Genomic DNA, 22,709 nt, shown 5'->3' on the forward strand with positions numbered 1-22,709 from the left:
CTTGGTTGATCAATGAGTGACGGGCCTTGGCGCCGCGCCGCCCGACATGCGCCCGGCGCGCGTGAAGTACACCATCGCGAGCGACACGAAGCCGGCAAAAATCAGGTAGAACGCGGGCGTAAGGCTGCTGCCGGTCACGCGCGTCAAGCCGGTGATGGTGAGTGGCGCCATGCCGCCGAACAGCGTCACCGCGATGTTGTACGACAGCGCCACGCCCGCCGATCGGCTGCGCACCGGGAACAAGGTCGCGAGCATGCCGGGATGCGCGCCGGACATCGCCGCGAGGAACAGCGTCGCGATCATTTGCGCGATGAACAGATGCCCCGGCGTCGGATTCGTCACAACGAAGTGATAGAGCGGATACACGCAGACCATCCACGCGATCACGATGGGATAGAACAGCCGGTATGCGCCATAACGATCGGCGAGCTTGCCCGACAGTGGAAACAGAAACAGATTCAGCACGCCGGACACGAACGCGCCGAGCAACGCGGTGGAGAGCGGCAGGTGCAATTGCCGTTCGACATACACCGACAGATACGAGTGCCACACATAGTTAGTCGCCGCCCCGACGATGATCACGCCCATCGCGCAAATCGCCGCATCGCCGTTATCGCGGAAGAACTGGCGGATCGTGACGCGCGGCGGTTTGTCCTTGTGGTCGAGCAGCCGCTCGAACTCCGGCGACTCGGCCACGCGATGCCGGATATAGAAACCGAACGGTCCCGCCAGCGCGCCGAACAGAAACGGCAAACGCCAGCCCCAAGCCACCAGTTGCTCATGCGTGAGCTGCGTGGTCAACAGATAGCCGACCCCGGAGGACAGCAGCAATGCAAACGCCTGCGCCGACATGTTGAAGCTGCCGTAAAACATCTTCTTGTGCGGCGGCGCATACTCGACCAGCATCGCGGAAGCCGTCGCGAACTGTCCGCCCACGGAGAGTCCTTGCAACAGGCGCGCAAGCACCACCAACAGCGGCGCGGCGATGCCGATGCGCGCATAGCCCGGTGTGAGTCCCATCAGCAAAGTGCTCGCCGCCATCGAAATGATCAGCAGCGAGAGCGCTTTGCGGCGCCCCGCGCGGTCCGCGTAGATGCCGAGCAGAATGCCGCCGATTGGCCGCACGATAAAACCGACGGCGAACGTGGCGAGCGTCAGCATGATCGACACGAAGCCGCTGCCGCCGGGAAAGAACACTTGCGCGATGATCTTCGCGAAGTAACCGTAGATCAGAAAGTCGAACCACTCGAGGCCGTTGCCGAGGACGGAGGCGAAGATCGCGCGCCGCACCATCGACGGACTCAGGCCGTTCGATGCATCGGCTTCAGACGCGGCACCGTCGCGCTGATTGAAGGTCGCTTCGCTCATTGCTCGCATCCCGGAGTGTCGAACATTGCTGACAACGCGCATACCGAGGTCAACATGCGCGCACCGTCGTGCCCCACGCCCGGCACGATATGAAAGCTCTGCTTGAGACCTTGCGGATGCCGCGATTGAATGTACCGGTAGTACGCCTCGGCGCGCGCGACGCGTTGCGGACCTTGCGCTTTAGCGGCGCAGGTTCTGTCGAGCGCGCTCTGCTGCGGATCGTCATCCGCGCCGCCGACCAGATAGTCGATCCGCCGCGCCGTATAAGTCGCTTCGAGTTGCGCGGGCGTCCGGTCGTCGAGATACGGCGGCCGATTGTCCATGCCGTATTTCCATTGATTGAAGTCGGGACATTGCGGGGCGTCGAACGGCGCGGGAATGCCTTGCGCGTTGGGCCGTTGCGCATCGAAATATGCGTACGTGGACGGACTCGCCACGACGTACCGCACATCGATACCCTCTCCGGTCAGCGCGGCGATATTGCGTGCCGCTACGGCGTAACGCTGCACGACTTGCCCGCCGCCCGAATGCCCGGCGAACACCACGTGCCGCAGATTGGGAAACAGCTTGCGATCGGCGAGACGCGCGACGATCGCGTCCAGCACCTCGTAGGAACTGATCGGCAACGGCGCGCGCGCCGCTTCGCCGCCCATCCAGGCGTCGCCGGTCCAGCGCAGCAGATCGGCGGGCTCGTCGTGCACGCGAGTGTCGAGCGTGGCGAGGAATTGCGGCGCGATCAATAGCGTGGCGTCGGGGTCAGCATGTGCGGCATCGCGGGCATTCTGCGCGGTGCGAAAGTACACGTCCGCATTGCGCAGCTTGCCGTGAATCACAATTACCGCACGCGTCACCTGCGGCTGTGCGACGTTCCAATCCTTCGACAGATACAGCGGGAATTCCGCTTGCCCTTGCGGCGTGTCGAGCGTGAAACGCGTATCCGAGATCGTCGCCACCGGCTTCAGATGCGGCTCGTAGGCATGCACCGCGAGCGCGGGTTGCGCGAACGTCACCAACACTGCCGCGCCTGTCGACGCACACAGCACCGCGAGACGTCGTGAAAGATTGAAAGTCATGCAGCTTGCTCCTGATCACCGTGCACTGTCTTGAACGCGGCGGGTCGTCAAATCCGCCGCTGAAAAACCGGATACTCAGAACCGGTGGCGAATACCGAGCGTCACACCGGTCTGGTTCGGACCGAACGCGGTGTCGCTCGTCAAGCCGACGGGCGTGTACTGATCGTCGGCGTAGTGCGTGGACGCGGCATACGCGACGGTTGCATACACATCGGTTCGCTTCGACAGAAACGAGATCGTAGGGCGGGCCGTGGCAAATGTAAAATACCCGTTTTATGTACAATCCATATGTAATGAATATGGCAGCGAACCGACCGTGGGAGCGCCGCCCAGGAGACGAAACACCATGGAGCTGCGGCATCTGCGTTACTTTCTGGCGGTCGCCGAAGAAGGCCAATTCACGCGCGCGGCTGAGCGGCTTGCCATGCAACAGCCGCCGCTTTCGCAGCAGATTCGAACACTGGAAGAAGAGATCGGCTTTGAGCTATTCGTGCGCATGCCGCGTGGCGTCACCTTGACGCCGGCCGGTCAGGCCTTCGCGGAAGACGCGCAACGCTTGCTGCACAATCTGCAGCAGTCGGTCGAAAAGGCGAGCCGGATTGCGCGCGGCGAACTCGGCACGATTTCGATCGGACTGACCAGCTCCGCTGCGTTCCACCCATTCACGACCGAGGCGATCCGCGCGTTTCGCGCGGTCTGCCCCGAGGTCGCCGTGGAGCTTGCCGAACTCAACGCGGCGGAGATCATCGAGCGTCTGGCCGCGGGTCAGATTCAGGTGGCTTTTCTACGCAAGCCAGTCGACGCGCGCGAAGGCGTGGCGTTCGAGCTGCTGCTCGACGAACCGATGGTCGTGGTGTTGCCGGTCGGTCATCCGTTGCTCAAGGGCAAGAAGCGCCCGCAAGTGTCGTTGAAAGCGTTGGCGCACGAAGACTTCATTCTGGTCCGTCGTCCAGGCGCACCCGGCATGTATGCCGATATCCTCGCCGCGTGCCGGCAAGCGGGCTTCGTCCCGCGCATTGCCCGTGAAGTGCCGCGCATGGTGTCGGGCATCAACCTCGTGGCGGCGGGTCTGGGCGTGACGTTGGTGCCCGCTTCCATGCAGCGCTACGACCAGGTGGGCACCGTATACTGCACGCTCGGCAACCCCTCGAAGCTCAGCGCGCCGCTGCACCTCGCCTATCCCAGGGCATTGCACAACAGCGCGGCCACGCGCTTCATTCAACTGGTGAAGGAGCGCGCCGGCGCATGACGCCATCCATGGGCACAGAAATTGCATTCTGGCCGTACCGGCTGAGCATCCATCAGCCTCTTATCGACACCAAGACGCTACGCCATGTCAAACAGACACGTTGCCGGTATGCCGGCCCGCCTTTCCTCGGGGATCGATGGAATCGACGACATCCTGGGAGGCGGTCTCACCCCAAACCGCATGTACTTGGTGGAAGGTGCGCCCGGTACGGGTAAAACTACCCTGGCCTTGCAATTCTTACTCAAGGGTGTCGAAGAAGGGCAGCGAGGCTTATACATCACGCTGTCCGAAACCCGCTCCGAACTGATTTCGGTGGCCGAAAGCCATGGCTGGGATATCAGCGGCTTCCATATTCTCGAACTGGTTTCGGACGAAGGTCTCGACCCGCAGTACGAGCAGACCGTGCTGCATCCGGCCGAGGTCGAACTCGGCGAGACGGTGCGCAACGTCATCCAGCAGGTCGATGAACTCAAACCGACGCGCATCGTGCTCGACAGCCTTTCCGAGTTGCGTCTGCTGTCGCAGAACCCGCTGCGATACCGGCGGCAGATTCTCGCGCTCAAGCGCTATTTCGCCACCCGTGAATGCACGGTGCTGCTGCTCGACGACAATTCGTCCGATCCCGGCGACGTGCAGTTGCACAGCATCGCGCACGGCGTGATCAGCCTCGACAATCTCGTGCACGACTACGGCGGCAACCGGCGGCGCACGCGCATCGCCAAGATGCGCGGTATCAAATTCCGCGAGGGTTACCACGACTTCACGCTCGACACCGGCGGCCTCCACGTCTATCCGCGCCTCGTCGCGGCAGAACACCACACGACATTCGATGCCGGGGTGGCCAGCACCGGCACGCCCGGCCTCGACGCGCTTCTCGGCGGCGGTCTGATTCCCGGCACCAATGCGCTGTTGATCGGTCCTTCGGGCGTCGGCAAGACCACCACGGTGGTGTCGTGCCTGATCGCGGCGCTGGAACGCGGCGAGCGCTGCGTCTACTACGTGTTCGACGAAACCCTCGTCACGTTGACGATCCGCTGCGCGGCGCTCGGCATGCATCTGGCGCCACACGTCGAAAGCGGTCTGCTGACGCTGCGTCAGATCGATCCGGCGGAAATCTCGCCCGGTGAATTCGCCAGCGATGTACGCCGCTCAGTCGAGAAGAACGGTGCGCGATATGTCGCGATCGACAGCCTGAACGCCTATCTCCAGGCGATGCCCGGCGAGCGCTATCTGCTGCTGCAAATGCACGAACTGCTCGGCTACCTGAATCAGCAGGGCGTCATCACGATGCTCGTGCTGGGACAGCACGGCATTATCGGCGAGGTGCAAAGCGATATCGACATCAGCTATCTGAGCGACGTGGTCGTACTGTTCCGCTACTTCGAGCACCACGGCGAAGTGCTCACGGCCGTGACGGCCGTCAAGAGCCGCGCCAATTCTCACGAGCGCTCGATCCGCCAGTTCCGGCTCAGCCGCGGCGGCCTGGAAGTCGGCGAGGCACTGCGCGACTTCGAGGGCGTGCTCTCCGGACTGCCAGCCTATCGCGGCAGCACCGCGCTGCTCGGCGCGACAAACCGCGTCATCGAATCGTCCGGGCAGTAGGTTATGGAGCAACGCGTCCTCATTCTGGCGCCGTTCGGCCGCGACGCCGATGTGATTGCCGAAGTGCTGCACAAAGATAAGCGCCTCTGCGTGGCATGCCGCGACGCCGACGCGCTCACCGCGGCGCTGGACGCCGGTGCGGGCAGCGCGCTGATCGCCGAGGAGGCGCTCGCGGGCAATCATGCGGCCCGCTTGTTCGACTGGCTCGAACAGCAGCCGGCGTGGTCGGATTTCCCATTCATTCTGCTCGCCGCCTCACGCCTCGGACATCGCTCCGAACGCGGCCTCGAAGTGCTCGAACGGCTCGGCAACGTGGTCGTGCTCGAACGGCCGCTGAATTCGGAGACGCTGCGGCGCGCGGTGGCGTCGTCGTTGCGCGCACGCGCGCGGCAATATGAATCGCGCCGTCATCTGGCCGAGCGGATCGAAGCGCAAGAGGCGCTGGTGCAGTTGAACGACTCGCTGGAAAGCCGTATCGCCGAACGCACTCAGGAACTTGCCTCCGCCAACGACCGGCTGATGATGGAAATTCACGAGCGCGCCAAAGTCCAGGCGGTGCTGGTGCAATCGCAGAAGATGGAAGCGCTCGGGCAACTCACCGGCGGCATCGCGCACGACTTCAATAATCTGCTGAACGTCATCATGGTCAACGCAGAGCTGATCGCGCGAGTGAGCAGCGATGAGCGCCTTCGCAGCATGGCCGCCACCGTCAAACGCGCGACCGAACGCGGCGCGAAACTGACGGGACAGTTGCTGACTTTCTCACGCAACAGCAACCTCGATCTGAAAGCGGTAGACGTAGTGGCGTTGCTGCAAGGCATGCGCGACATCATCACCGTGTCGCTCGGATCGAGCATCCGTTATACCAACGAGTTCGACGGCGAGGAGATGTGGACTCAGGCCGACGCCAATCAACTCGAACTGGCCATTCTCAACCTCGCCATCAACGCGCGCGATGCGATGCCGGGCGGCGGCCAACTCGGCATTCGCGTAAAGCAGCGCGAGGCGCCCGATCAGACACTCGCTGAGGGCCGCTATGTGGTGGTCGAAGTCGCCGATACCGGCTCGGGTGTGCCACCCGACGTGGTGTCGCGCGTATTCGATCCGTTCTTCACCACCAAACCGATCGGCAAAGGCACGGGACTCGGCTTGAGCCAGGTCTACGGCATTGCGAGGCAGGCCGGCGGCACCGCGCGTCTGTTCAGCGAGGAAGGCGTGGGCACCACCGTGGAGCTCTGGCTGCCGTTGCGCGAACGCGTGGCGCCGCAGGCCGAAGCGGCGTCGGATGCGGAAGCGAACGTGGTCGGCGAAAAGCGGGTGCTGGTGGTCGAAGACGACAGCGAGGTGCGCGCCATGCTGGTCGAGTCGCTGAGAATGCTCGGCTATACCGTGACCGAAGCCGCCGATGGACGCGCAGGCCTGAACCGTTTGCAGGGCGACAACCCGGACCTGCTGATGGTGGACTTCGCGATGCCCGGCATGAACGGGATCGATGTGATCGCCGAGGCGCGCAAGATGCGCGAGGATTTGCCGGTGATCCTCGCAACCGGTTATGCGGACATAGACATTTCCGGGCTCGCTGTGAAGCGCTGCACGATTTTACGCAAGCCGTTCCAGCTGGATGATCTGGCGCGCACGGTCAGGCTCGGGCTCGCGGCCTGAGTCACTCCGGCATAGCGACCCCGCGCGCATGTGAATGCGCGCGGGGTCGCCGCATCGTCATAAAAAATTCCGAAATCAATAGTTTGCTAACGAATTTTTTGGAAATACAATACCGGCCATGTCGAATCTCGATACCTTGCGCCGGACAGTCAGCAGCACGCTGGTCGTCGCCGCCCGGAAATGGCGGCGCACGAGCCATGGCGTGCTGGCGGCCTTCAATGTCTCCGAGGCATGCGCCACGCCGCTGCTGACCGCCAGCCGGCTCGGCGCGGCCGTGCGCCAGGTCACGCTCGCCGATCACATCGGTATCGAAGGGCCCTCGCTCGTGCGGCTGCTCGATCAACTGTGCGCCGCGGGCCTGATGCGTCGCGACGAAGACCCCGAAGACCGGCGCGCGAAAACCGTGGTGCTCACCGAAGAAGGCCGCGCCGTTACCGCGAAAATGGAAGAGGAACTGGTCACGCTGCGGGCACAAGCGCTAAAAGGCGTCTCGCGCAGCGATCTCGAAGCGACCTTGCGCGTGCTCGCCGCGTTCACGGCCGACGCCGCCGAACGCGCCGATCAGAACAGCGATCGCAGCGGCGAGCCGGCGTAACGGTCGATGGTCTACCCTTCCCTTCGCGACTGGCTGTTTTCGGTCAAGACATTTGCCGCGGCGATGATCGCGCTCTACATCGGCCTCGCGCTCGAACTGCCGCGGCCTTATTGGGCGATGGCCACCGTCTACATCGTGTCGAATCCGTTTGTCGGCGCGACGCGTTCCAAGGCGCTCTATCGTGCACTCGGCACCATGCTCGGTGCTTCGGCAGCGGTGCTGCTGGTGCCGCCCTTCGTCGAATCGCCGTATCTGTTTAGCGTGATCGTGGCGCTCTGGACCGGCACGATGCTGTATCTGGCGGTCTCCGATCGCACCGCCCGCAGCTACGTGTTCCTGCTGGCCGGTTATACGATGCCGATCATCGCGCTGCCCTCGGTGACCAATCCTGGCGGCGTGTTCGATCTCGCGGTGAGCCGCACTGAGGAGATTACGCTCGGCATTGTCTGCGCGAGCATTGTCGGCAGTGCGCTGTTTCCGAGCCGGCTTGCACCCACCATCATCAAGCAGACGGACGCGTGGTTTCGCGACGCCGCGTTCTACGCAACCGAAACGCTCTCCGGACGGCTTGCCGGCTCGGCCATTTCGGGCGCGCGGCAACGCATCGCGGCCACCATCAATGGCCTTGAATTGCTGCTCAGCCAGCTGGCCTACGATCACACGCGGCCCGACATACTGGCGCGCGCGCAGGAACTGCGCGGGCGCATGCAGTTGCTGCTGCCCATCATGTCGTCGCTCGCCGATCCGCTGATCGCGCTTTACAACAGCGGCCGGCAGACGTGGCCCGAAGGGCTGGAAAGCCTGCTCGCCGACGTCATCAAATGGTTCAACGAGCCGATGCCCGCCGTGAGCGAGGGCTATCACCCGGACCCGACAGCCGACGCATTGCGCGAGCGCATCGCGGCGATGCAACCGCCGCCGTCCGCGCTCGCGGGCTGGGATGGCGCGCTGCTTTCGAACGCGTTGTGGCGTATGAAGCAGGTGATCGATGTCTGGCAGGACTGCCGCTCGCTGCGCATCATCATCACGCGGGAAGAAGGCTCGTGGCGTCCACGCTTCCGCCATTGGCGGCTAGGCGGTACGGAGCGCTTCTACGATCGCGGCATCATGCTGTTCTCGACCGGCACGGCTGCGGCGGCCGTGGTTCTCGCGTGCAGTTTGTGGATCGGCTCGGGCTGGAACGATGGAGCGAGCGCCGTCACGCTCGCGGCCGTGGCATGCTGCTTCTTCGCGGCGCTCGACGAGCCCGCGCCGTTCATCTTCCGCTTCTTCGTGGCTACCGCCATTAGCGTGGTGGCGGCGGGCGTCTATCTGTTCGTCGTGCTGCCGCATGTGCATGACTTTCCGATGCTGGTGATCATGTTCGCCGCGCCGTTCATCTTCGTCGGCACGCTGATTCCACGCCCGCAGTTCAACCTCGCCACGGTGCTGGTCGCCGTGAACACGGCCACCTTCATCAGCATTCAGGACGCCTACGACGCTAACTTCCTGGTGTTCCTGAACAGCAATCTCGCGGGCCTCGCCGGCTTGCTCTACGCGTACCTGTGGACGCGCGCAACGCGGCCGTTCGGCGCCGAACTCGCGGCGTCCCGTCTGTTACGCTCGAGCTGGGCCGACGTGGCGCTCACGGCGTCGACGCGGCCGATCGCCGATCCGCGCAATCTCGCCGCGCGCATGCTCGACCGCCTGATGCAGCTGATCCCGCGCCTTGCTGCGACCGACGACCATCGTCATCCGTCGATCGAGAGCTTTCGCGATCTGCGCATCGCCTTCAACGCACTCGATCTGCGCCGCCTGGCCCACAAGCTTGGCGGCGACGCGCCGGCCGCGATCGATCACGTGCTCGACGACGTGCGTCAGTACTATGAAAGCTGCGTCGATCGCCGCAAGCGCGAGCCGGTGCCGGAGAGCCTGATGTCGTCGATCGACACCGCCGTGGCGCGCGTAACGGCACAAGGGCTCGCCAACGCAGGGGCGCCGGGCGCGACCTCACAAACGTCGGCACGCCGGTTGCGCGAGGCTCTGCACGCGCTGGTCGGCTTGCGTCTTTCGCTGTTTCCGGCCACGCTGACGCAACCGGCGCCGCCCGAACCGGAGGCCGCTGCCTGATGCGCTCATGCCGTCGCCCATTTCCTTTCCTCTTGCCCACCTCCCGCGATGATCGGTGAAATCGATATCTTCGGCGTGTTCGTGCCTGCCGTGCTCGTGCTGATGTTGATCGCGTATCTGATCAACCTGGCCATTCGCACGGTGCTCGCGCGCGTCGGCTTTTACCGCTTCGTCTGGCATCGCTCCATCTTCGATCTCGGCATCTATGTGCTGGTGCTGGGCCTTGTCGTCGTCGTTTCGCACAGACTAATAACGTGAAAAAAACCTGGTTCTCCGTCGGTCAAATTCTGCTGACCCTGATCGTCGTCGTCGCCGCGGCCCTCGTGCTGTGGAAACTGATCGGCTACTACATGTTCGCGCCGTGGACTCGCGACGGACACGTGCGCGCCGACGTGATCCAGGTCGCACCGGACATCTCGGGACTGATTTCGTCCGTCGACGTGGTGGACAACCAGCAGGTCAAGCAAGGCCAGGCGCTGTTCGTGATCGATCAGGCCCGCTACACGCTCGCGCTGCGCCAGGCGCAGGCCACCGCGCAACAACGTCGCGCCACGCTCGATCAGGCGCGTCGCGAAGACGCGCGCAACCGTAAGCTCGGCAACCTGGTCGCGGCGGAAGTGTCGGAAGAAAGCCGCTCGCGTGTCGAGGCTGGGGAAGCCGCGCTCGCCGATGCAAACGTGGCGATCGACACCGCAAAGCTGAATCTGCAACGCGCCACGATCATGAGTCCGGTGGATGGTTATCTGAACGACCGCGCGCCGCGCGTCGGCGAATATGTCGCGGCGGGGCGCGCGGTGGTCTCGGTGGTCGATATGCATTCGTTCCGCGTCGACGGGTATTTCGAGGAAACCAAACTGCGTGGCATCGACATCGGCCAGCCGGTCGATATCACGGTGATGGGCGAACCGGCGGTGTTGCGCGGACATGTGCAGAGTATCGTCGCCGCAATCGAGGATCGGGACCGCACGCAAGGTTCGAATCTGCTGCCGAATGTGAATCCGGCCTTCAGTTGGGTGCGGCTCGCGCAACGGATTCCGGTGCGCGTGGCGCTCGATGAAGTGCCTGCGGATTTCCGCATGATCGCGGGCCGCACCGCGACTGTGTCAGTGCGTGATTTGTCGCCTGGCGGCAAGGAGCATCCGGATGCGGGGGCGTCGGGTGCGGTGGCGGCTTCCTCGTCGGCGTCTGCTGCGTCTGCGGCGTCTGCTACGTCTGCTGTTTCGACTGGCTCGACTGCTTCGGCTGCACAGCCGGCGTCGGCGGCGGTCTCATCATCGGGCGCCTCGCAATGAAGCTGTCGCGCGCCCTGCCCTTATTGCCGTTGCTGCCTCTGCTGCCGTTGGCGGTTGCGCTCGACGGCTGCATGAATGTCGGTCCCAACTACTCACTGCCGCAACAGGCACTCATCAACGCTCCGCTTGCCAATGCGCCGATCGAGGGCGCCGACACGTCCCTCACGACGCGCCAGAGCGTGCCGCCCGTATGGTGGAAGCTGTACGACGATCCGGTGCTGAACGGACTCGTCGACCAGGCACTGCAATCGAATACCGACTTGCGCGTCGCGGCGGCTAATCTTGCGCGTTCGCGTGAAGCGTTGGGTGTAGCGCAGGCACAGGGCGGCTTTTCCGGCAAGAGTTCGGCGCTGATCGAACGCGCGCAGGAATCCGCCGAGCAATACCTGCTCACCGAAAAGCTGCCGGTCGTCAACGAAGGCGATATCGGCATCAGCATCTCGTATGAAATCGATCTGTTCGGCAAGTTGCGGCGCGGCGTGGAAGCGGCACAAGCGGACACCGAATCGGTACAGGCCGCAGCCGATCTCGCGCGGATCACCGTGGTGGCGGACGTGGTGCGCTCTTACGTCGAGCAATGTTCGGCCGCCGAGGAACTCAGGATCGCACAACAGTCGCTGGCCCTGCAGAAACAGCGCGTGGATGTCTCGCGCCGCCTGCGCGACGCGGGCCGCGGCAATCAGCCCGACGTGACACGTGGGCAGACCCAGGTCGATACGTTGTCAGCGGATATTCCGCGTTATACGGCGCGTCGCAAGATCGCGCAGTACCGGCTCGCGGCGCTGCTCGCGCGCGCGCCTTCGGATCTGCCGCCGGCCGTGCTCGCGTGCGACAGGCTGCCGCAACTGCGCCAGCCGATTCCGATCGGCGACGGCGCCGCGCTGCTCAAACGCCGACCGGATGTGCGCGAGGCCGAGCGTCAATTGGCGGCATCCACGGCGCGGATCGGCGTCGCTACCGGAGCGCTGTATCCGACGGTGAGTATCGGTGCGTCGGCGGGTTTGACCGGCGTTCTGGAAGACCTCGGCACATCGCCCACGGCGCGCTGGGGCTTCGGTCCGTTGATCAGTTGGCAGTTCCCCACGAACGGCGCGCGTGGCCGTGTGCGTGAAGCGCAGGCGTCGAGCCAGGTCGCGTTGGCGAAGTTCGATGGCGTGGTGCTGACCGCGTTGCGCGAAACCGAAACCAATCTCGCAACCTATTCGTCGGATTACGCACGCGCCGACGCGCTGCGTGCCGCGGTCAAGTCGGCGAGCGAGTCGGCGGATGAAACGCACCGGCTGTATCGCGCGGGACGGGAGTCGTTTATTTCGGATCTGGACGCGACGCGCACGTTGACCTCCACGAAGTCTCAGGCCGCAGCCGCGGATGGTCAGGTGGCCATCGATCAGGTCAACCTGTTCCTCGCGCTCGGTGGCGGTTGGGAAGTTGATCCACAGGACACTTCGGTTGGTTCCAAGCCTGCGGTGGCGGTGCCGGTTAAGGCAACGCCAGCGGCGGCAACGAAAGCGAAAGCGCCTTGAAGCGGCTTTTCTACTTCTGATTTTGATTGTCTAATGCGAGCCGCTCTTCAAGCGGCTGCTTTAGACAACCCGCTTTTGCCGATCTATCTATCGCAGCGGCACAACCCCACGCTCACACGTGCGCACATTCCGTACTTCCGCTTTCAACTCGCGAGCGATCTGCGCGACCGCGTCTTCAGCACGCGCCTTGCCGCACATGAAGATATCGAGCGCGGCGAAGCGATGCTCGGGCCACGTGTGAATCGTGACGTGCGACTCCGCGAGCAACACGACACCTGTCACGCCGTGCTCGCCGCCAAAGTGATGAAAGTGCGCGGAGAGTACGTGGGCGCCGGCAGCTTTAGCCGCGCTCACCAGAATCGCCTCGAGCGCCGCGGCGTCACGCAGCATGTCCACCGCGATACCGCCGAGATCGGCCAACACATGCGTGCCATAGGCATCGCGCGGAGTGGGCGCGGACATGGCCGTCAGCGCGCTCACTTGTGCGACCCGTACGACGAATAACCGCTGCGCGCGGACGTGCCGCCATAACCAGCGCCGCCACCGCTTCCGGTCGTCGACGTGCAACTGAACATGACGATCACAACGAGCGCATAAAGCACGTATAAGAATTGCCGCACGCTCACCTCGACTCTTCGTGGAACGCGCGCCAGATCCACTCCGGCGCCCACAAAGCCACCACGCCGACGATCACCAGCACCGTCGAGCCGTCGAATTCGAATAACTTGTTGAAGTTGATGAAGACCATCGCAATGGTGGCGATCCACGGCCACGGACCGAAGCCGGCTTTCGTCAATCCCTCGCGCGCCGGTTTCGAGCCGCTGCTGCCGGATTGGGACGCGCGCCGGCTCGCCGTTTCCGCCGCCAGAGCCGGTACGCCGAATCGTTCGGCAACCTTGCTATTGCTCAACGGCTTGGCGCGCGACCAGACGATTTCGTCGGCCGTCACTTCGCGCGTCATCTTGAAGTCGCGCCACGCGAAATCGGTGATCGACGTTTTATCGCCGACTTGTACTCGCCAGTTGAATGCGCCAGCAACGTAAGCAACGACCGCGTCGTAACGCTCGCGTTCGCGATAGGTCTTGCCGCCATCGAGCACCTGACCATCTTTGCTGATCATCGGCCAGTTGTTCAACACGTCCACGCATTCCCAACGGCCTTCGCTATGCACAAGCCACAGAAAACCGCGTTCGAGGTTGTGCAACAGATATTCTTCCCAGTTCGATTCGCCGTCCGGCGTGCGGCAACGCATGAGACCGAGCGCCGTATATTTCACGCCGTCGAAGGCCGCGCTCGCGCCGAGTTGCAGCGCGGTTTCGATCGCCTCGACCTCGCGCTTCTTCGAAAACAGCGTGGCCTGCTCGGCGCTGCAATCGACGCCCGCATGACACGAGCCGCAAATCACATAGTTCGCCACGCCGACCGGACAATCGAGCGACGCGCCGCAACTCGGGCAAGTGAATGCGCCCAGTTCGCCGCGATAACGGCCGGCCGACTCGCGAATCTCCGCTTCGTCGCGCAGGCACTGACAGGCGAGCGTGGCCAGTTCCACCGAGGCGCCCGCATAGACCGCCGGCTTGCCCGTCTGCTGCTCGGCGTCGGAATAATCCAGCGTGATGAATTTGTCTTCGTAGCGGAAGTCGGCGACGCGCGCCTGCCAGCCGTCGCCCACGCGAAACGGCAATTCACCCTCGCCGCCGACGCATTGCGCCGTGCGGATATCTGACGCGAGATAACGCTTGCCGGCGAAGTCGAAGCCGGTGCCGGGGCGCAGTGAATCGAACTGCGGCAAGTCGTCACCGCCACCGTTGAGTTTGTGTTGGACAGTGACCGCGTATTGGCCGGAGGCATCGGAAAGCCAGCCGGACGAGCCGTCGTCGAAAGCGGCGTACCACTCGGTCCAGTAGCCCGCGTCATAGCGCAATTGAATGCGGCCGAGCAGCGTGAAAGCGCGCGACTCATGGCGGCCAGTCACACCGAGTTGCAACGGCGAGTAGTCCTCGAATACCGAGGCCATCTCGCCGATCCGCTCGACCGCCTCGCCGCGCTTGAGCAAGGTGCTGCGGCACGATCCGCACACGGCCATGACGGCCGCGGCGGAGCGGAATTCGAGCAGCGCGCCGCATTGAGGACACGAAGTACTGAACATCGAGTGCTTTTTTTTATTGGGTCAGCTTCGCGAGGATTTCGGCTTTCGCCTTCGCATAGTCGTCTTCGGTGACGAGGCCCTTGTCTAGCAGAGTCTTGAGCTGCTGCAGACGCTCTACGTAATCGTTCGAGACCGGGGCTTGCGCAGCTTGCGTTTGAGCAGCCTGGTTCAGCGCGCCCGTCATGGATTGCGCGATCGCCGCGCCCGCTGCGATACCCGCGCCCACACCGGCGACGCCGCCCGGATTCTGCGCGGCGAGCGGGATCGATTGCGCGGCCTGGTACTGCGCGAACTTCTTCAGATCGCCGCTCACGCCCACGCTGATGCGCGCGTCCAGCGCCTTTTGCAACGCCTCCGGCAACGACACGCTTTGCACGGTGAACGAATCGAGCGCCACGCCATAACGCGCGAACACCGGCGCGAGCGCCTGGCCGATACGCTGCGAGAGAACTTCCTGATTCGCCGCCATATCCACGAACGCGACATCCGCCGAACCGAACGCCACGCTCATGGCCGTGACGACGAGATTGCGCAACTGCTGCTCGAGATCGTCGACGGTATAGACCGCGCGCGTGCCGCTGATCTCGCGATGAAGCGACGGCACGTCCACCACGCGGTACGAATAGATGCCGAACGCCCGCACCTGCACGAGGCCGAATTCGCGATCGCGGATCGTGACCGGCTGCTGCGTGCCCCAGCGCCGCCCGAGTTGGAGACGCGTACTGAAGAAGTACACGTCCGACTTGAAGGGCGACTGGAACAGCTTGTCCCAATTGCGCAGACTGGTCAGCACCGGCAACGTGCGCGTGGTCAACGTGTAAAGGCCGGGGCCGAACACATCGGCAATGCGCCCTTCGTTGATGAACAGCGCCATTTGCGATTCGCGCACCGTCAACTGCGCGCCGTACTGGATTTCCTGGTCTTCCATTGGATAACGCCAGGCCAATACGCCGTCGCCATCTCCTGTCCATTGCAGGACATCGACAAATTGCTTGCGAATAAACGAACCGAGACTCATCGTGTACTCCTCGCGCGAGGCGCCCGCTTGTCAGGCATTAACGTGCAAATGTGTTAAACGTCAAATCAGGTCAAACAGGCTGCGTTGATAATGCCGACCACCAGTGAAGCCGCGCCCATCAATCCACCCATTGCCGTATTACGCGATTCAATCGCGTGATTCATGCCGGGCAAAAGACGCGTGAGCAATGCGTAAGTGGCAACCTGCACGACCATTGCGCCGACGGCCCAGATTAGCACCAACGTCAGCGTGGAGTTATGCGCAATGCTCGAGGCAAGCGTCAGGCAAAAGCCGACCAGTGCGCCAGCAAATGAAAGGAGCGCGGCAACGTTGCCGTCGCGGATCAGGGCCAGTTCGTCGAACGGTGTGACCTTAAGGTAAACTGCCGCGAATCCGAGGATCAGCACAAACGCCGACAGTAAATGAATCCCATAAGAAAAGGCATCACCCATTTATTCCCCCGGATTGTGTATGCCGAGCATGCCGTCGCGCATGCCGATTCTGCCGGCCATGATTATGCGGGAAGCGCCGTTCGAAGGCTCGCTGAAATCGCCGCCAGTATATCCACATCGGACCGGAGTGCCCAGCGCGATGAATAAGCATAATCGCATGCTGATTCTCTCCGTACTGGTTCTCGCTTCATGCGGATTGGGTTATGAACTGATCAGCAGTACCTTGTCGAGCTATTTGCTCGGCGACTCGGTATTGCAATTCTCGTCGGTGATCGGCTGCTATCTGTTTGCGATGGGCGTCGGTTCGTGGCTCGCCAAGTTCATCGACGACGACGACGTGCTCGACCGCTTCGTCGATATCGAACTGCTGGTCGGACTGCTCGGCGGGTTGTCCGCGGCCATGCTGTTCGGCGTATTCGCATGGCTTTCCACGCCGTTTCGCGCGGCGCTCTACGCAGTGGTGCTACTGCTCGGCGCGTTGATCGGCATGGAGATTCCGCTAGTGATGCGCGCGTTCCAGCAGCGCCGCCAGGCGTTTCGCCATACCGTCAGCGATGTATTGAGTTTCGACTATCTCGGCTCACTTGCCGTCTCGCTGCTATTTCCGCTCGTGCTTGCGCCGCGTCTCGGTCTGCTGCGCACCGGCTTTCTGTTCGGCATTCTGAATGCGCTGGTCGCGTTGTGGACCACGCACACGTTTCGCGCGGAAATCAGCAACGTGCCGGCCAAGCTGGCGCGCGCCGCGCTGGTAATCAGTCTGCTCGGCGCCGGTTTCGCGCTGTCCGAGCGCCTCACGCATTGGGCCGAGCATGGCCTATATGGCGACGAGACGATCTTTTCCGAAACCACGCCTTATCAGCGCATCGTGCTCACGCAATGGCACGACGATATGCGTCTGTACCTGAACGGCAATCTGCAATTCTCTTCCCGCGATGAACATCGTTATCACGAAGCGCTGATTCATCCCACTCTCGAAGCGTTGCCGTGGGCCAAACACGTGCTGGTGCTCGGCGGCGGCGATGGCCTCGCGGTGCGTGAAATCCTCAAGCATCGCAACATCGAAACCGTCACGCTGGTCGATCTCGATCCGGCGATGACGCGGCTCTTTTCGAATTCCGCGCCGCTCGTCAAACTCAATCAGGGCTCGCTGAAAGACCCGCGCGTGCACATGATCAACGACGACGCCGTGCGCTGGCTCGAATCCAACGCCGACGTGTTCGACGCCATCGTGGTGGACTTTCCCGACCCGACCAACTTCGGTTTGGGGCGTCTCTACTCGGTGCCGGTGTATCGCATGCTAGCGCGGCATCTGTCGGAGAACGGCTATGCGGTGATTCAATCGACTTCGCCGTATTTCGCGCCGCACGCGTACTGGACAATCGTCGATACGTTGCGCGAAGCGGGCTTCAATACGTGGCCGTATCACTGCTACGTGCCTTCGTTTGGCGATTGGGGTTTCGTGATCGCCGGCAAGCGCCGCGACTATGCGATCCCGACCCATTACTCGGAGCCCATGCGCTGGCTCGACGCGCAAACGGCCGTCGAGATGTTTCACTTCCCCGCCGACATGCCTGCGCTGCCGATGGCGCCGAACCAGTTGAACGACCAGCCGCTCGTCCGCCTTTTCGACGAGGACTGGAAACACGTGCTGCGCTGATGGACCGCCGCACATTTCTGCTCGCCGGCGCGGCAGCAGCGCTCACCGGTTGCGGCAGCAGCGGCTGGATCGAGACGACGCCGATAGTCGATAGCCCTGGCATGCGCGAAGGCCATGCATTGCGCGACCATCGCAGCTTGCCGCCGCCGTCGGGCACGATCGCGACCGACATCGCGATTCTCGGCGCGGGCGCGGCGGGTTTGTCGTGCGCGTGGCAACTCGCGCGCGCGGGACATAAGGATTTCGTCGTGCTTGCCGGGCCCGAATTCGGCGGCAATGCGGCCGGCGGTCAGTATGGCGATCTGGGTTATCCGAAGGGCGCGCACTACCTGCCCTTGCCGTCGATGGAATCGACGCACTTGCGCGACATGCTCGCCGACCTCGGCGTGATCGAAGCAGATCCGTTCACCGCGCGGCCCGTATTCGATGAACGCGTGCTGGTGCATGCACCGGACGAACGCTTGCTGATCGACGGCCAATGGCAGGACGGACTCGTGCCGACGCTAGGCGTAAGTCACGCGGAACTCGCGCAGCAACAGCGGTTCTTCGCTTACACCGATGCGTTGCGCGCCGCCGTCGGCAATGACGGGCGCAAGGTGTTTTGCATTCCGCTGGCGCAGTCGTCGCAGGATCCGACGTGGCGTGCATTGGACAAGCGCTCATTCAAACAGTGGCTCGTCGATGAAGGCTACAGCGCGCCCTCGCTGCACTGGTATCTGAACTACGCCTGCCGCGACGATTTCGGCGCGGGTTATGAACGCGTCTCCGCATGGGCCGGCTTGCATTACTTCTCGTCGCGCGGCGGCCATGCGCGCAACGCCGAAGATGGCGCGGTGCTGACCTGGCCCGACGGGCTGCACAGCATGGTGACCAAACTGGGCGCGTCGATCACGCGACGCGTCGGCAAAGAACAGACGTGGTCGTTACCGGGCTTTGCCGCGCGTGTCGATGAAAAAGCCGGCGGCGTCGAAGTGCTGTGCATACGCATCGACAACCAGAACGTGCCCACCACGTTCGTGCTGAAAGCGCGCCGCGTGATATGCGCGATGCCGCTTTTCGTCGCGCAACACGTGATACCGAATCTGGACGCCTACGGTTTCGAAGCGGCGCGCGATCTCCCGCCGCGCGCGCCGTGGCTCGTCTCCAACTTCCTGATGGACGGCATGCCGCGCGAAGCGCAGGGCGTGCCGCTCGCGTGGGACAACGTCGTGTATCGCGGCGAAGGTCTCGGCTACGTGGTCTCGACGCATCAACTGATCCGTCTGTCGCCGCCGCAGCGCTCGGTGTTTTCGGCGTATCAGGCGCTGGACCTCAAGACACCCGACGACACGCGCCGCTGGCTGGCCGCCGCGCATCCCGACGACCTGCGCACGCAGGCAGCAATCGATCTGCTGCCCGCGTACGGCCGCGATTTGTGGCGTCATGCCGCGGCACTGGAAATCACCGTGCGCGGTCACGCCATGGCCACGCCGGATGTCGGCTTCCTGAGCCGTCCGGGACTGGTCGCCTTGCGCGACGTGGACGGCCCGATCCTGTTCGCGCACGCCGATTTGTCAGGCATATCGCTGTTCGAAGAGGCGTCTTATTGGGGCGTGCTGACGGCAAACCGCGTCTTGCGATGACGCGCGCAGAGCTTACGAATTATTTTTGATTAGCTTTCTTTTGCCTTTCATTTAAGGTTAAATGCATGTCACCAACCACTCAATACGGGGACATGTATGTCGCAATTCATGAAAAACGCAGCCACGCTAGGCGGCTGCATCGGCATTTTTACGGCGGTCGTCGCCATGGTGGAATTGCTGGCAGGTTGAGCGTACGCGGCGGACTTTTTCGCTAGCGGTTAAGGCGAAACAAGTCGGCGGCATTACGCGGGGCGGCGCTTTGCCGCCGCCTGGTGGATCGCCGCCCGTACCCTTGGATAGGTCCCGCAACGGCACACAATGTGCGACATTGCCGCGTCGATGTCGGCATCGGTCGGTTTGGGCTTGCGCTTGAGCAGCGCGCAGGCCGCCATCAGTTGGGCGCTCTGGCAATAGCCGCACTGCACCACGTCGAGATCGATCCACGCGGTCTTCAATGCTTGTGCTTCAGGACCCTGCAAACCCTCGATGGTCGTGATCTTCTGCGTATGCAGGCTCGACATGAGCGTCTGACAGGCGAAGCCCGGTTCGCCGTCGACATGAATCGTGCACGCGCCGCAAATGCCAACGCCGCAACCGAACTTCGTGCCCGTCATGCCGAGTTCGCAACGCAGCACCCACAGAAGCGGCATGTCCGGCTCGCTCTGTACCGCCACTGCCCGGCCGTTGATGTTCAGCGATCCCATAGCTGCCTCCTGTGTTTTTTAATTCGGCGTGCTTCACGCGAGCTTCAACGGCAGCGAGCGCAAGCGCTGGCCGGTCAGCTTGAATACCGCATTGGCCACTGCCGGCGCGACCGGCGGCACACCCGCTTCGCCCACGCCTTGCGGATGAAGCTGGCTCGGCACGATGTCCGTGTCGATCACCGGGCAATCGTCGATTCGCACGACCGGGAAATCCAGAAAGTTTTTCTGCTGCACCTGGCCGTCGACAAGCGTGATCTCGTCCTGCAGCGCGGTGGATAAACCGAAGACAACCGCGCTCTCCATCTGCTGACGAATCAGATTCGGATTCACCGGCATGCCGCAATCGATCACGCACACCACCCGATGCACACGAATCTTCTTACCCGGCCCGATCGATACCTCCGCGACCTGCGCGACCACGCTGCCAAACGCCTCGTGCAGCGCGACGCCACGCGCGCGCGGCGCGCCGTCGGCCGCATGCGTCAGCGGATGCTCCCAGTCCGACAAAGCCGCCGCGCGCTTTAACACCGCCAGATGCCGCGGATGCTGCTCGAGCAGCGCGGCGCGAAACGCAATCGGGTCCTTGCCGGTCGCTACCGCAAGTTCGTCGGTAAAGCCCTCGGTGAAAAACGCCTGATGCGAGTGACCCACCGAACGCCAGAACCCGACCGGCACCGGCAACTCGACGATCTTGTGCGCGACGCGCGCAGCGGGCCATTCGTAGGGCTGATCGAAGGCGCCTTCGCAGGTGGTCTTGTCGATCGGAAGGCGCGGCGCGCCGTAGTAGCGCGCGAGCGCTTCCGGCACGATCGCCTGACTTGCCGACGCGGCCTGCCACGCCACCAGTTTGCCGTCGTTGTCGAAACCGGCCTTCAGCCGCGACAGGCACGCCGGACGATAAAAGTCGTGGGTGAAATCCTGAGCTCGCGACCACAGGGTTTGCACCGGACGCCCGCCACCCTCGCGCGCAATCGCCGCTGCCTGTGCAATGAAATCGAGCTCCAGACGCCGGCCAAACGCGCCGCCGAGCAGAAGCGTTTGCACGTCGACTTTGTCCGCGTCGAGGTCCAGCACTTTCGCCACGTGATGCCGCGCGAGGCCGGGCATTTGCGTGGAGACCCAGACCGTGGCCGCGCCGTCCGCCACTTGCACGGTGCAGTTGAGCGGTTCGACCGCGCCGTGCGCAAGATACGGCGCGCGATATTCCGCGCTAACGGTGCGCGCCGCGCGAGTCAACGCGGCATCGACGTCGCCCAGATGGTAGTAAGCGTGGCCGTCGCTGTCGCCGAGGGCCTGCGCGAGGCGGCGGTCCACGTCCGCGTTCGAGAGTTTCGCTGCCGGGCCGTCATGCCAGGTTACGTCGATGGCGGCGACTGCGTTCATCGCGCGAAACGGGTTGTCGGCGATCACCGCGACGCCGCCGGTTCCGCCGTTGTATGGCGCGACGGCGAACGCCTTGATGAAGCCAGGCATTTTGCCAGCGGCCGTTGCATCGAACTTTGCCACCGAGCCGCCCAACGTCGGGCACATCTCGACGCTCGCGTAGAGCAGGCCGTCCGGCAGCACGTCGATGCCGAAGCGCGCCGTGCCGTTGATCTTCGACGCCGCCTCGATACGGCGTAGCGGTTTGCCGATCAGCTTGAAGTCGGCGGGGTCTTTCAGCGTCACCTTGCGCGGCAGCGCCTGCTGCGCGGCCATCGACGACAATTCGCCGAAGCTCGCCTTATGCCCCGACGGGTGCAGCACCTGACCGGCTTCAGCGCGGCACTCACCGGGCGGCACTTTCCATTGCGCGGCCGCCGCGCCGATCAGCATGGCGCGGGCCGAGGCGCCGGCTTCGCGCATGGGCGTCCATAGATCGTTGATGCTCGATGAACCGCCCGTCATCATCGTGCCGGCTTCGCGCACCAGCTTGCGGGTCATCCAGACGGCGGCGCGTTTGACGGTGCTGTCGTCATCGGGGCGAAACGGCAGGTCGTCGATGATGCTTTGCACCCCGTTGTAAATCTTGTCGATGGGCGAGTCTTCAACGCGCACCCGCGACCAGTCGGCGTCCAGTTCCTCGGCGAGCAGCATCGCAAGGCCGGTGTGGATGCCCTGCCCCATTTCCGCTTTGCACATCATGATCGTCACGCTGTTGTCGGCGGCGATCTTGACCCAGCCATTGAGCGCCACTTGCGTGCCTTGCGCCGGCAGCGGCATGGAGGTGGTCAAGCGCTGTCCTGCCGGCAGCACCGACCAGCCGACCAGCAACACGCCGACAGCGCCGGCGCCGCCGAGCAGAAAGGTTCTGCGTTTCAACATGACATGGTTCGATCAGCTTGCACGGTGGGTGGGAAGCTGTGAAAGCGCGGGCCCGCGCTTGGCATTGTTTCTCGGAATAGTAATAAGACGGGAGAGTGGATGTGGGACTTAAATGCGTGCGCTCAAGTCGGGGCGGCTTGGGGCGGGGGATGCGGGGGACGGGAAGGATGGGGGGTTGTCGTGGGGTGTTTCATTAAATGGGGATGAGATCAGATGCGTCGGCCTCGCGCCGCCGGGACGTGTCAGAAATCTTGTGTGCTGAGGCCGGTTAGAAATCTCAGTTGATGGCGCTGGTGAACCGCTCGCCGAACAGAATGGCGAACTGATTGA

At 63.4% G+C, this 22,709-nt stretch carries 19 protein-coding genes; 10 read left to right on the top strand and 9 right to left on the bottom strand.

What is annotated here, in order from left to right; translation table 11 throughout:
- Positions 1–9: 9 nt before the first annotated feature.
- The 3 genes from B0G75_RS36385 to B0G75_RS36395 all read right to left on the bottom strand — a co-directional run bounded on the left by B0G75_RS36385 (position 10) and on the right by B0G75_RS36395 (position 2,651).
- Positions 10–1,368, bottom strand: a complete 1,359-nt coding sequence (locus B0G75_RS36385) for an MFS transporter (protein ID WP_106314567.1) — start codon at positions 1,366–1,368, stop codon at positions 10–12.
- Positions 1,365–2,441, bottom strand: coding sequence for an alpha/beta hydrolase (locus B0G75_RS36390; protein ID WP_106314568.1), 1,077 nt, complete (start codon positions 2,439–2,441; stop codon positions 1,365–1,367). The genes B0G75_RS36385 and B0G75_RS36390 overlap by 4 nt, the downstream gene beginning before the upstream one ends.
- Before the next feature lie 75 nt (positions 2,442–2,516).
- Complete coding sequence (locus B0G75_RS36395; RefSeq protein WP_258194884.1) at positions 2,517–2,651, bottom strand: hypothetical protein; 135 nt, start codon at positions 2,649–2,651, stop codon at positions 2,517–2,519.
- Between the two features lie 136 nt (positions 2,652–2,787).
- Here B0G75_RS36395 and B0G75_RS36400 point away from each other — a divergent pair, with 136 nt between their 5' ends.
- The 8 genes from B0G75_RS36400 (at position 2,788) to B0G75_RS36435 (ending at position 12,473) form a co-directional block, all read left to right on the top strand.
- The gene (locus B0G75_RS36400) at positions 2,788–3,690 is read left to right on the top strand and encodes a LysR family transcriptional regulator (RefSeq protein WP_106314569.1); all 903 of its coding nucleotides are present in this window, start codon (positions 2,788–2,790) and stop codon (positions 3,688–3,690) included.
- 84 nt (positions 3,691–3,774) lie between these two features.
- Entirely contained in the window at positions 3,775–5,292 is a 1,518-nt protein-coding gene (locus B0G75_RS36405) for an ATPase domain-containing protein (protein ID WP_106314570.1), read from the top strand.
- Between the two features lie 3 nt (positions 5,293–5,295).
- Positions 5,296–6,954, top strand: a complete 1,659-nt coding sequence (locus B0G75_RS36410) for an ATP-binding protein (protein WP_106314571.1) — start codon at positions 5,296–5,298, stop codon at positions 6,952–6,954.
- A 118-nt stretch (positions 6,955–7,072) separates the two neighbouring features.
- Positions 7,073–7,549: a MarR family winged helix-turn-helix transcriptional regulator gene (locus B0G75_RS36415; protein WP_106314572.1), complete on the top strand. Its 477-nt coding sequence runs from the start codon at positions 7,073–7,075 to the stop codon at positions 7,547–7,549.
- Positions 7,550–7,555: 6 nt separating this feature from the next.
- Positions 7,556–9,658: an FUSC family protein gene (locus B0G75_RS36420; RefSeq protein WP_106314573.1), complete on the top strand. Its 2,103-nt coding sequence runs from the start codon at positions 7,556–7,558 to the stop codon at positions 9,656–9,658.
- Between the two features lie 48 nt (positions 9,659–9,706).
- Complete coding sequence (locus tag B0G75_RS36425; RefSeq protein ID WP_007176114.1) at positions 9,707–9,916, top strand: DUF1656 domain-containing protein; 210 nt, start codon at positions 9,707–9,709, stop codon at positions 9,914–9,916.
- On the top strand, positions 9,913–10,950 hold the full coding sequence (locus tag B0G75_RS36430) for an HlyD family secretion protein (RefSeq protein ID WP_106314574.1): 1,038 nt from the start codon (positions 9,913–9,915) through the stop codon (positions 10,948–10,950). Before B0G75_RS36425 ends, B0G75_RS36430 begins: the two co-directional genes overlap by 4 nt.
- Positions 10,947–12,473 (top strand): efflux transporter outer membrane subunit, encoded by a 1,527-nt coding sequence (locus B0G75_RS36435; RefSeq protein WP_106314575.1) that lies wholly within the window; start codon positions 10,947–10,949, stop codon positions 12,471–12,473. The genes B0G75_RS36430 and B0G75_RS36435 overlap by 4 nt, the downstream gene beginning before the upstream one ends.
- Before the next feature lie 87 nt (positions 12,474–12,560).
- Here the strand turns inward: B0G75_RS36435 and speD are convergent, their stop codons facing one another.
- From speD to B0G75_RS36455, 4 genes are all read right to left on the bottom strand, one after another.
- The gene (gene speD / locus B0G75_RS36440) at positions 12,561–12,944 is read right to left on the bottom strand and encodes an adenosylmethionine decarboxylase (RefSeq protein WP_374956948.1); all 384 of its coding nucleotides are present in this window, start codon (positions 12,942–12,944) and stop codon (positions 12,561–12,563) included.
- Between the two features lie 151 nt (positions 12,945–13,095).
- Entirely contained in the window at positions 13,096–14,622 is a 1,527-nt protein-coding gene (locus B0G75_RS36445) for a DUF4178 domain-containing protein (RefSeq protein WP_106314576.1), read from the bottom strand.
- A 13-nt stretch (positions 14,623–14,635) separates the two neighbouring features.
- Positions 14,636–15,640, bottom strand: a complete 1,005-nt coding sequence (locus tag B0G75_RS36450; protein ID WP_106314577.1) for an SPFH domain-containing protein — start codon at positions 15,638–15,640, stop codon at positions 14,636–14,638.
- A gap of 65 nt (positions 15,641–15,705) precedes the next feature.
- Positions 15,706–16,092 (bottom strand): DUF350 domain-containing protein, encoded by a 387-nt coding sequence (locus B0G75_RS36455; RefSeq protein ID WP_106314578.1) that lies wholly within the window; start codon positions 16,090–16,092, stop codon positions 15,706–15,708.
- Between the two features lie 139 nt (positions 16,093–16,231).
- Here B0G75_RS36455 and B0G75_RS36460 point away from each other — a divergent pair, with 139 nt between their 5' ends.
- Both B0G75_RS36460 and B0G75_RS36465 read left to right on the top strand, forming a co-directional pair.
- Positions 16,232–17,749, top strand: coding sequence for a polyamine aminopropyltransferase (locus tag B0G75_RS36460; RefSeq protein WP_106314587.1), 1,518 nt, complete (start codon positions 16,232–16,234; stop codon positions 17,747–17,749).
- Complete coding sequence (locus tag B0G75_RS36465) at positions 17,749–19,371, top strand: NAD(P)-binding protein (RefSeq protein ID WP_106314579.1); 1,623 nt, start codon at positions 17,749–17,751, stop codon at positions 19,369–19,371. The genes B0G75_RS36460 and B0G75_RS36465 overlap by 1 nt, the downstream gene beginning before the upstream one ends.
- A 242-nt stretch (positions 19,372–19,613) precedes the next feature.
- Here the strand turns inward: B0G75_RS36465 and B0G75_RS36470 are convergent, their stop codons facing one another.
- Both B0G75_RS36470 and B0G75_RS36475 read right to left on the bottom strand, forming a co-directional pair.
- Entirely contained in the window at positions 19,614–20,075 is a 462-nt protein-coding gene (locus tag B0G75_RS36470; protein WP_106314580.1) for a (2Fe-2S)-binding protein, read from the bottom strand.
- A gap of 33 nt (positions 20,076–20,108) precedes the next feature.
- Positions 20,109–22,379, bottom strand: coding sequence for a xanthine dehydrogenase family protein molybdopterin-binding subunit (locus tag B0G75_RS36475; protein WP_106314581.1), 2,271 nt, complete (start codon positions 22,377–22,379; stop codon positions 20,109–20,111).
- Positions 22,380–22,709: the final 330 nt, after the last annotated feature.

The sequence above is a fragment of the Paraburkholderia sp. BL18I3N2 genome (assembly GCF_003001875.1).
In the GTDB taxonomy this organism is placed as follows: Bacteria; Pseudomonadota; Gammaproteobacteria; order Burkholderiales; family Burkholderiaceae; genus Paraburkholderia; species Paraburkholderia phytofirmans.

Bases quoted from the DNA above. Each gene is read 5' to 3' on its own strand.
- B0G75_RS36425 (WP_007176114.1), top strand. From the start codon at position 9,707: ATGATCGGTGAAATCGATATCTTCGGCGTGTTCGTGCCTGCCGTGCTC.
- B0G75_RS36470 (WP_106314580.1), bottom strand. From the start codon at position 20,075: ATGGGATCGCTGAACATCAACGGCCGGGCAGTGGCGGTACAGAGCGAG.
- B0G75_RS36400 (WP_106314569.1), top strand. From the start codon at position 2,788: ATGGAGCTGCGGCATCTGCGTTACTTTCTGGCGGTCGCCGAAGAAGGC.
- B0G75_RS36435 (WP_106314575.1), top strand. From the start codon at position 10,947: ATGAAGCTGTCGCGCGCCCTGCCCTTATTGCCGTTGCTGCCTCTGCTG.
- B0G75_RS36465 (WP_106314579.1), top strand. From the start codon at position 17,749: ATGGACCGCCGCACATTTCTGCTCGCCGGCGCGGCAGCAGCGCTCACC.
- B0G75_RS36415 (WP_106314572.1), top strand. From the start codon at position 7,073: ATGTCGAATCTCGATACCTTGCGCCGGACAGTCAGCAGCACGCTGGTC.
- B0G75_RS36410 (WP_106314571.1), top strand. From the start codon at position 5,296: ATGGAGCAACGCGTCCTCATTCTGGCGCCGTTCGGCCGCGACGCCGAT.
- B0G75_RS36405 (WP_106314570.1), top strand. From the start codon at position 3,775: ATGTCAAACAGACACGTTGCCGGTATGCCGGCCCGCCTTTCCTCGGGG.
- B0G75_RS36390 (WP_106314568.1), bottom strand. From the start codon at position 2,441: ATGACTTTCAATCTTTCACGACGTCTCGCGGTGCTGTGTGCGTCGACA.
- B0G75_RS36420 (WP_106314573.1), top strand. From the start codon at position 7,556: ATGGTCTACCCTTCCCTTCGCGACTGGCTGTTTTCGGTCAAGACATTT.
- B0G75_RS36385 (WP_106314567.1), bottom strand. From the start codon at position 1,368: ATGAGCGAAGCGACCTTCAATCAGCGCGACGGTGCCGCGTCTGAAGCC.
- B0G75_RS36455 (WP_106314578.1), bottom strand. From the start codon at position 16,092: ATGGGTGATGCCTTTTCTTATGGGATTCATTTACTGTCGGCGTTTGTG.
- B0G75_RS36445 (WP_106314576.1), bottom strand. From the start codon at position 14,622: ATGTTCAGTACTTCGTGTCCTCAATGCGGCGCGCTGCTCGAATTCCGC.
- B0G75_RS36475 (WP_106314581.1), bottom strand. From the start codon at position 22,379: ATGTTGAAACGCAGAACCTTTCTGCTCGGCGGCGCCGGCGCTGTCGGC.
- B0G75_RS36460 (WP_106314587.1), top strand. From the start codon at position 16,232: ATGAATAAGCATAATCGCATGCTGATTCTCTCCGTACTGGTTCTCGCT.
- B0G75_RS36450 (WP_106314577.1), bottom strand. From the start codon at position 15,640: ATGAGTCTCGGTTCGTTTATTCGCAAGCAATTTGTCGATGTCCTGCAA.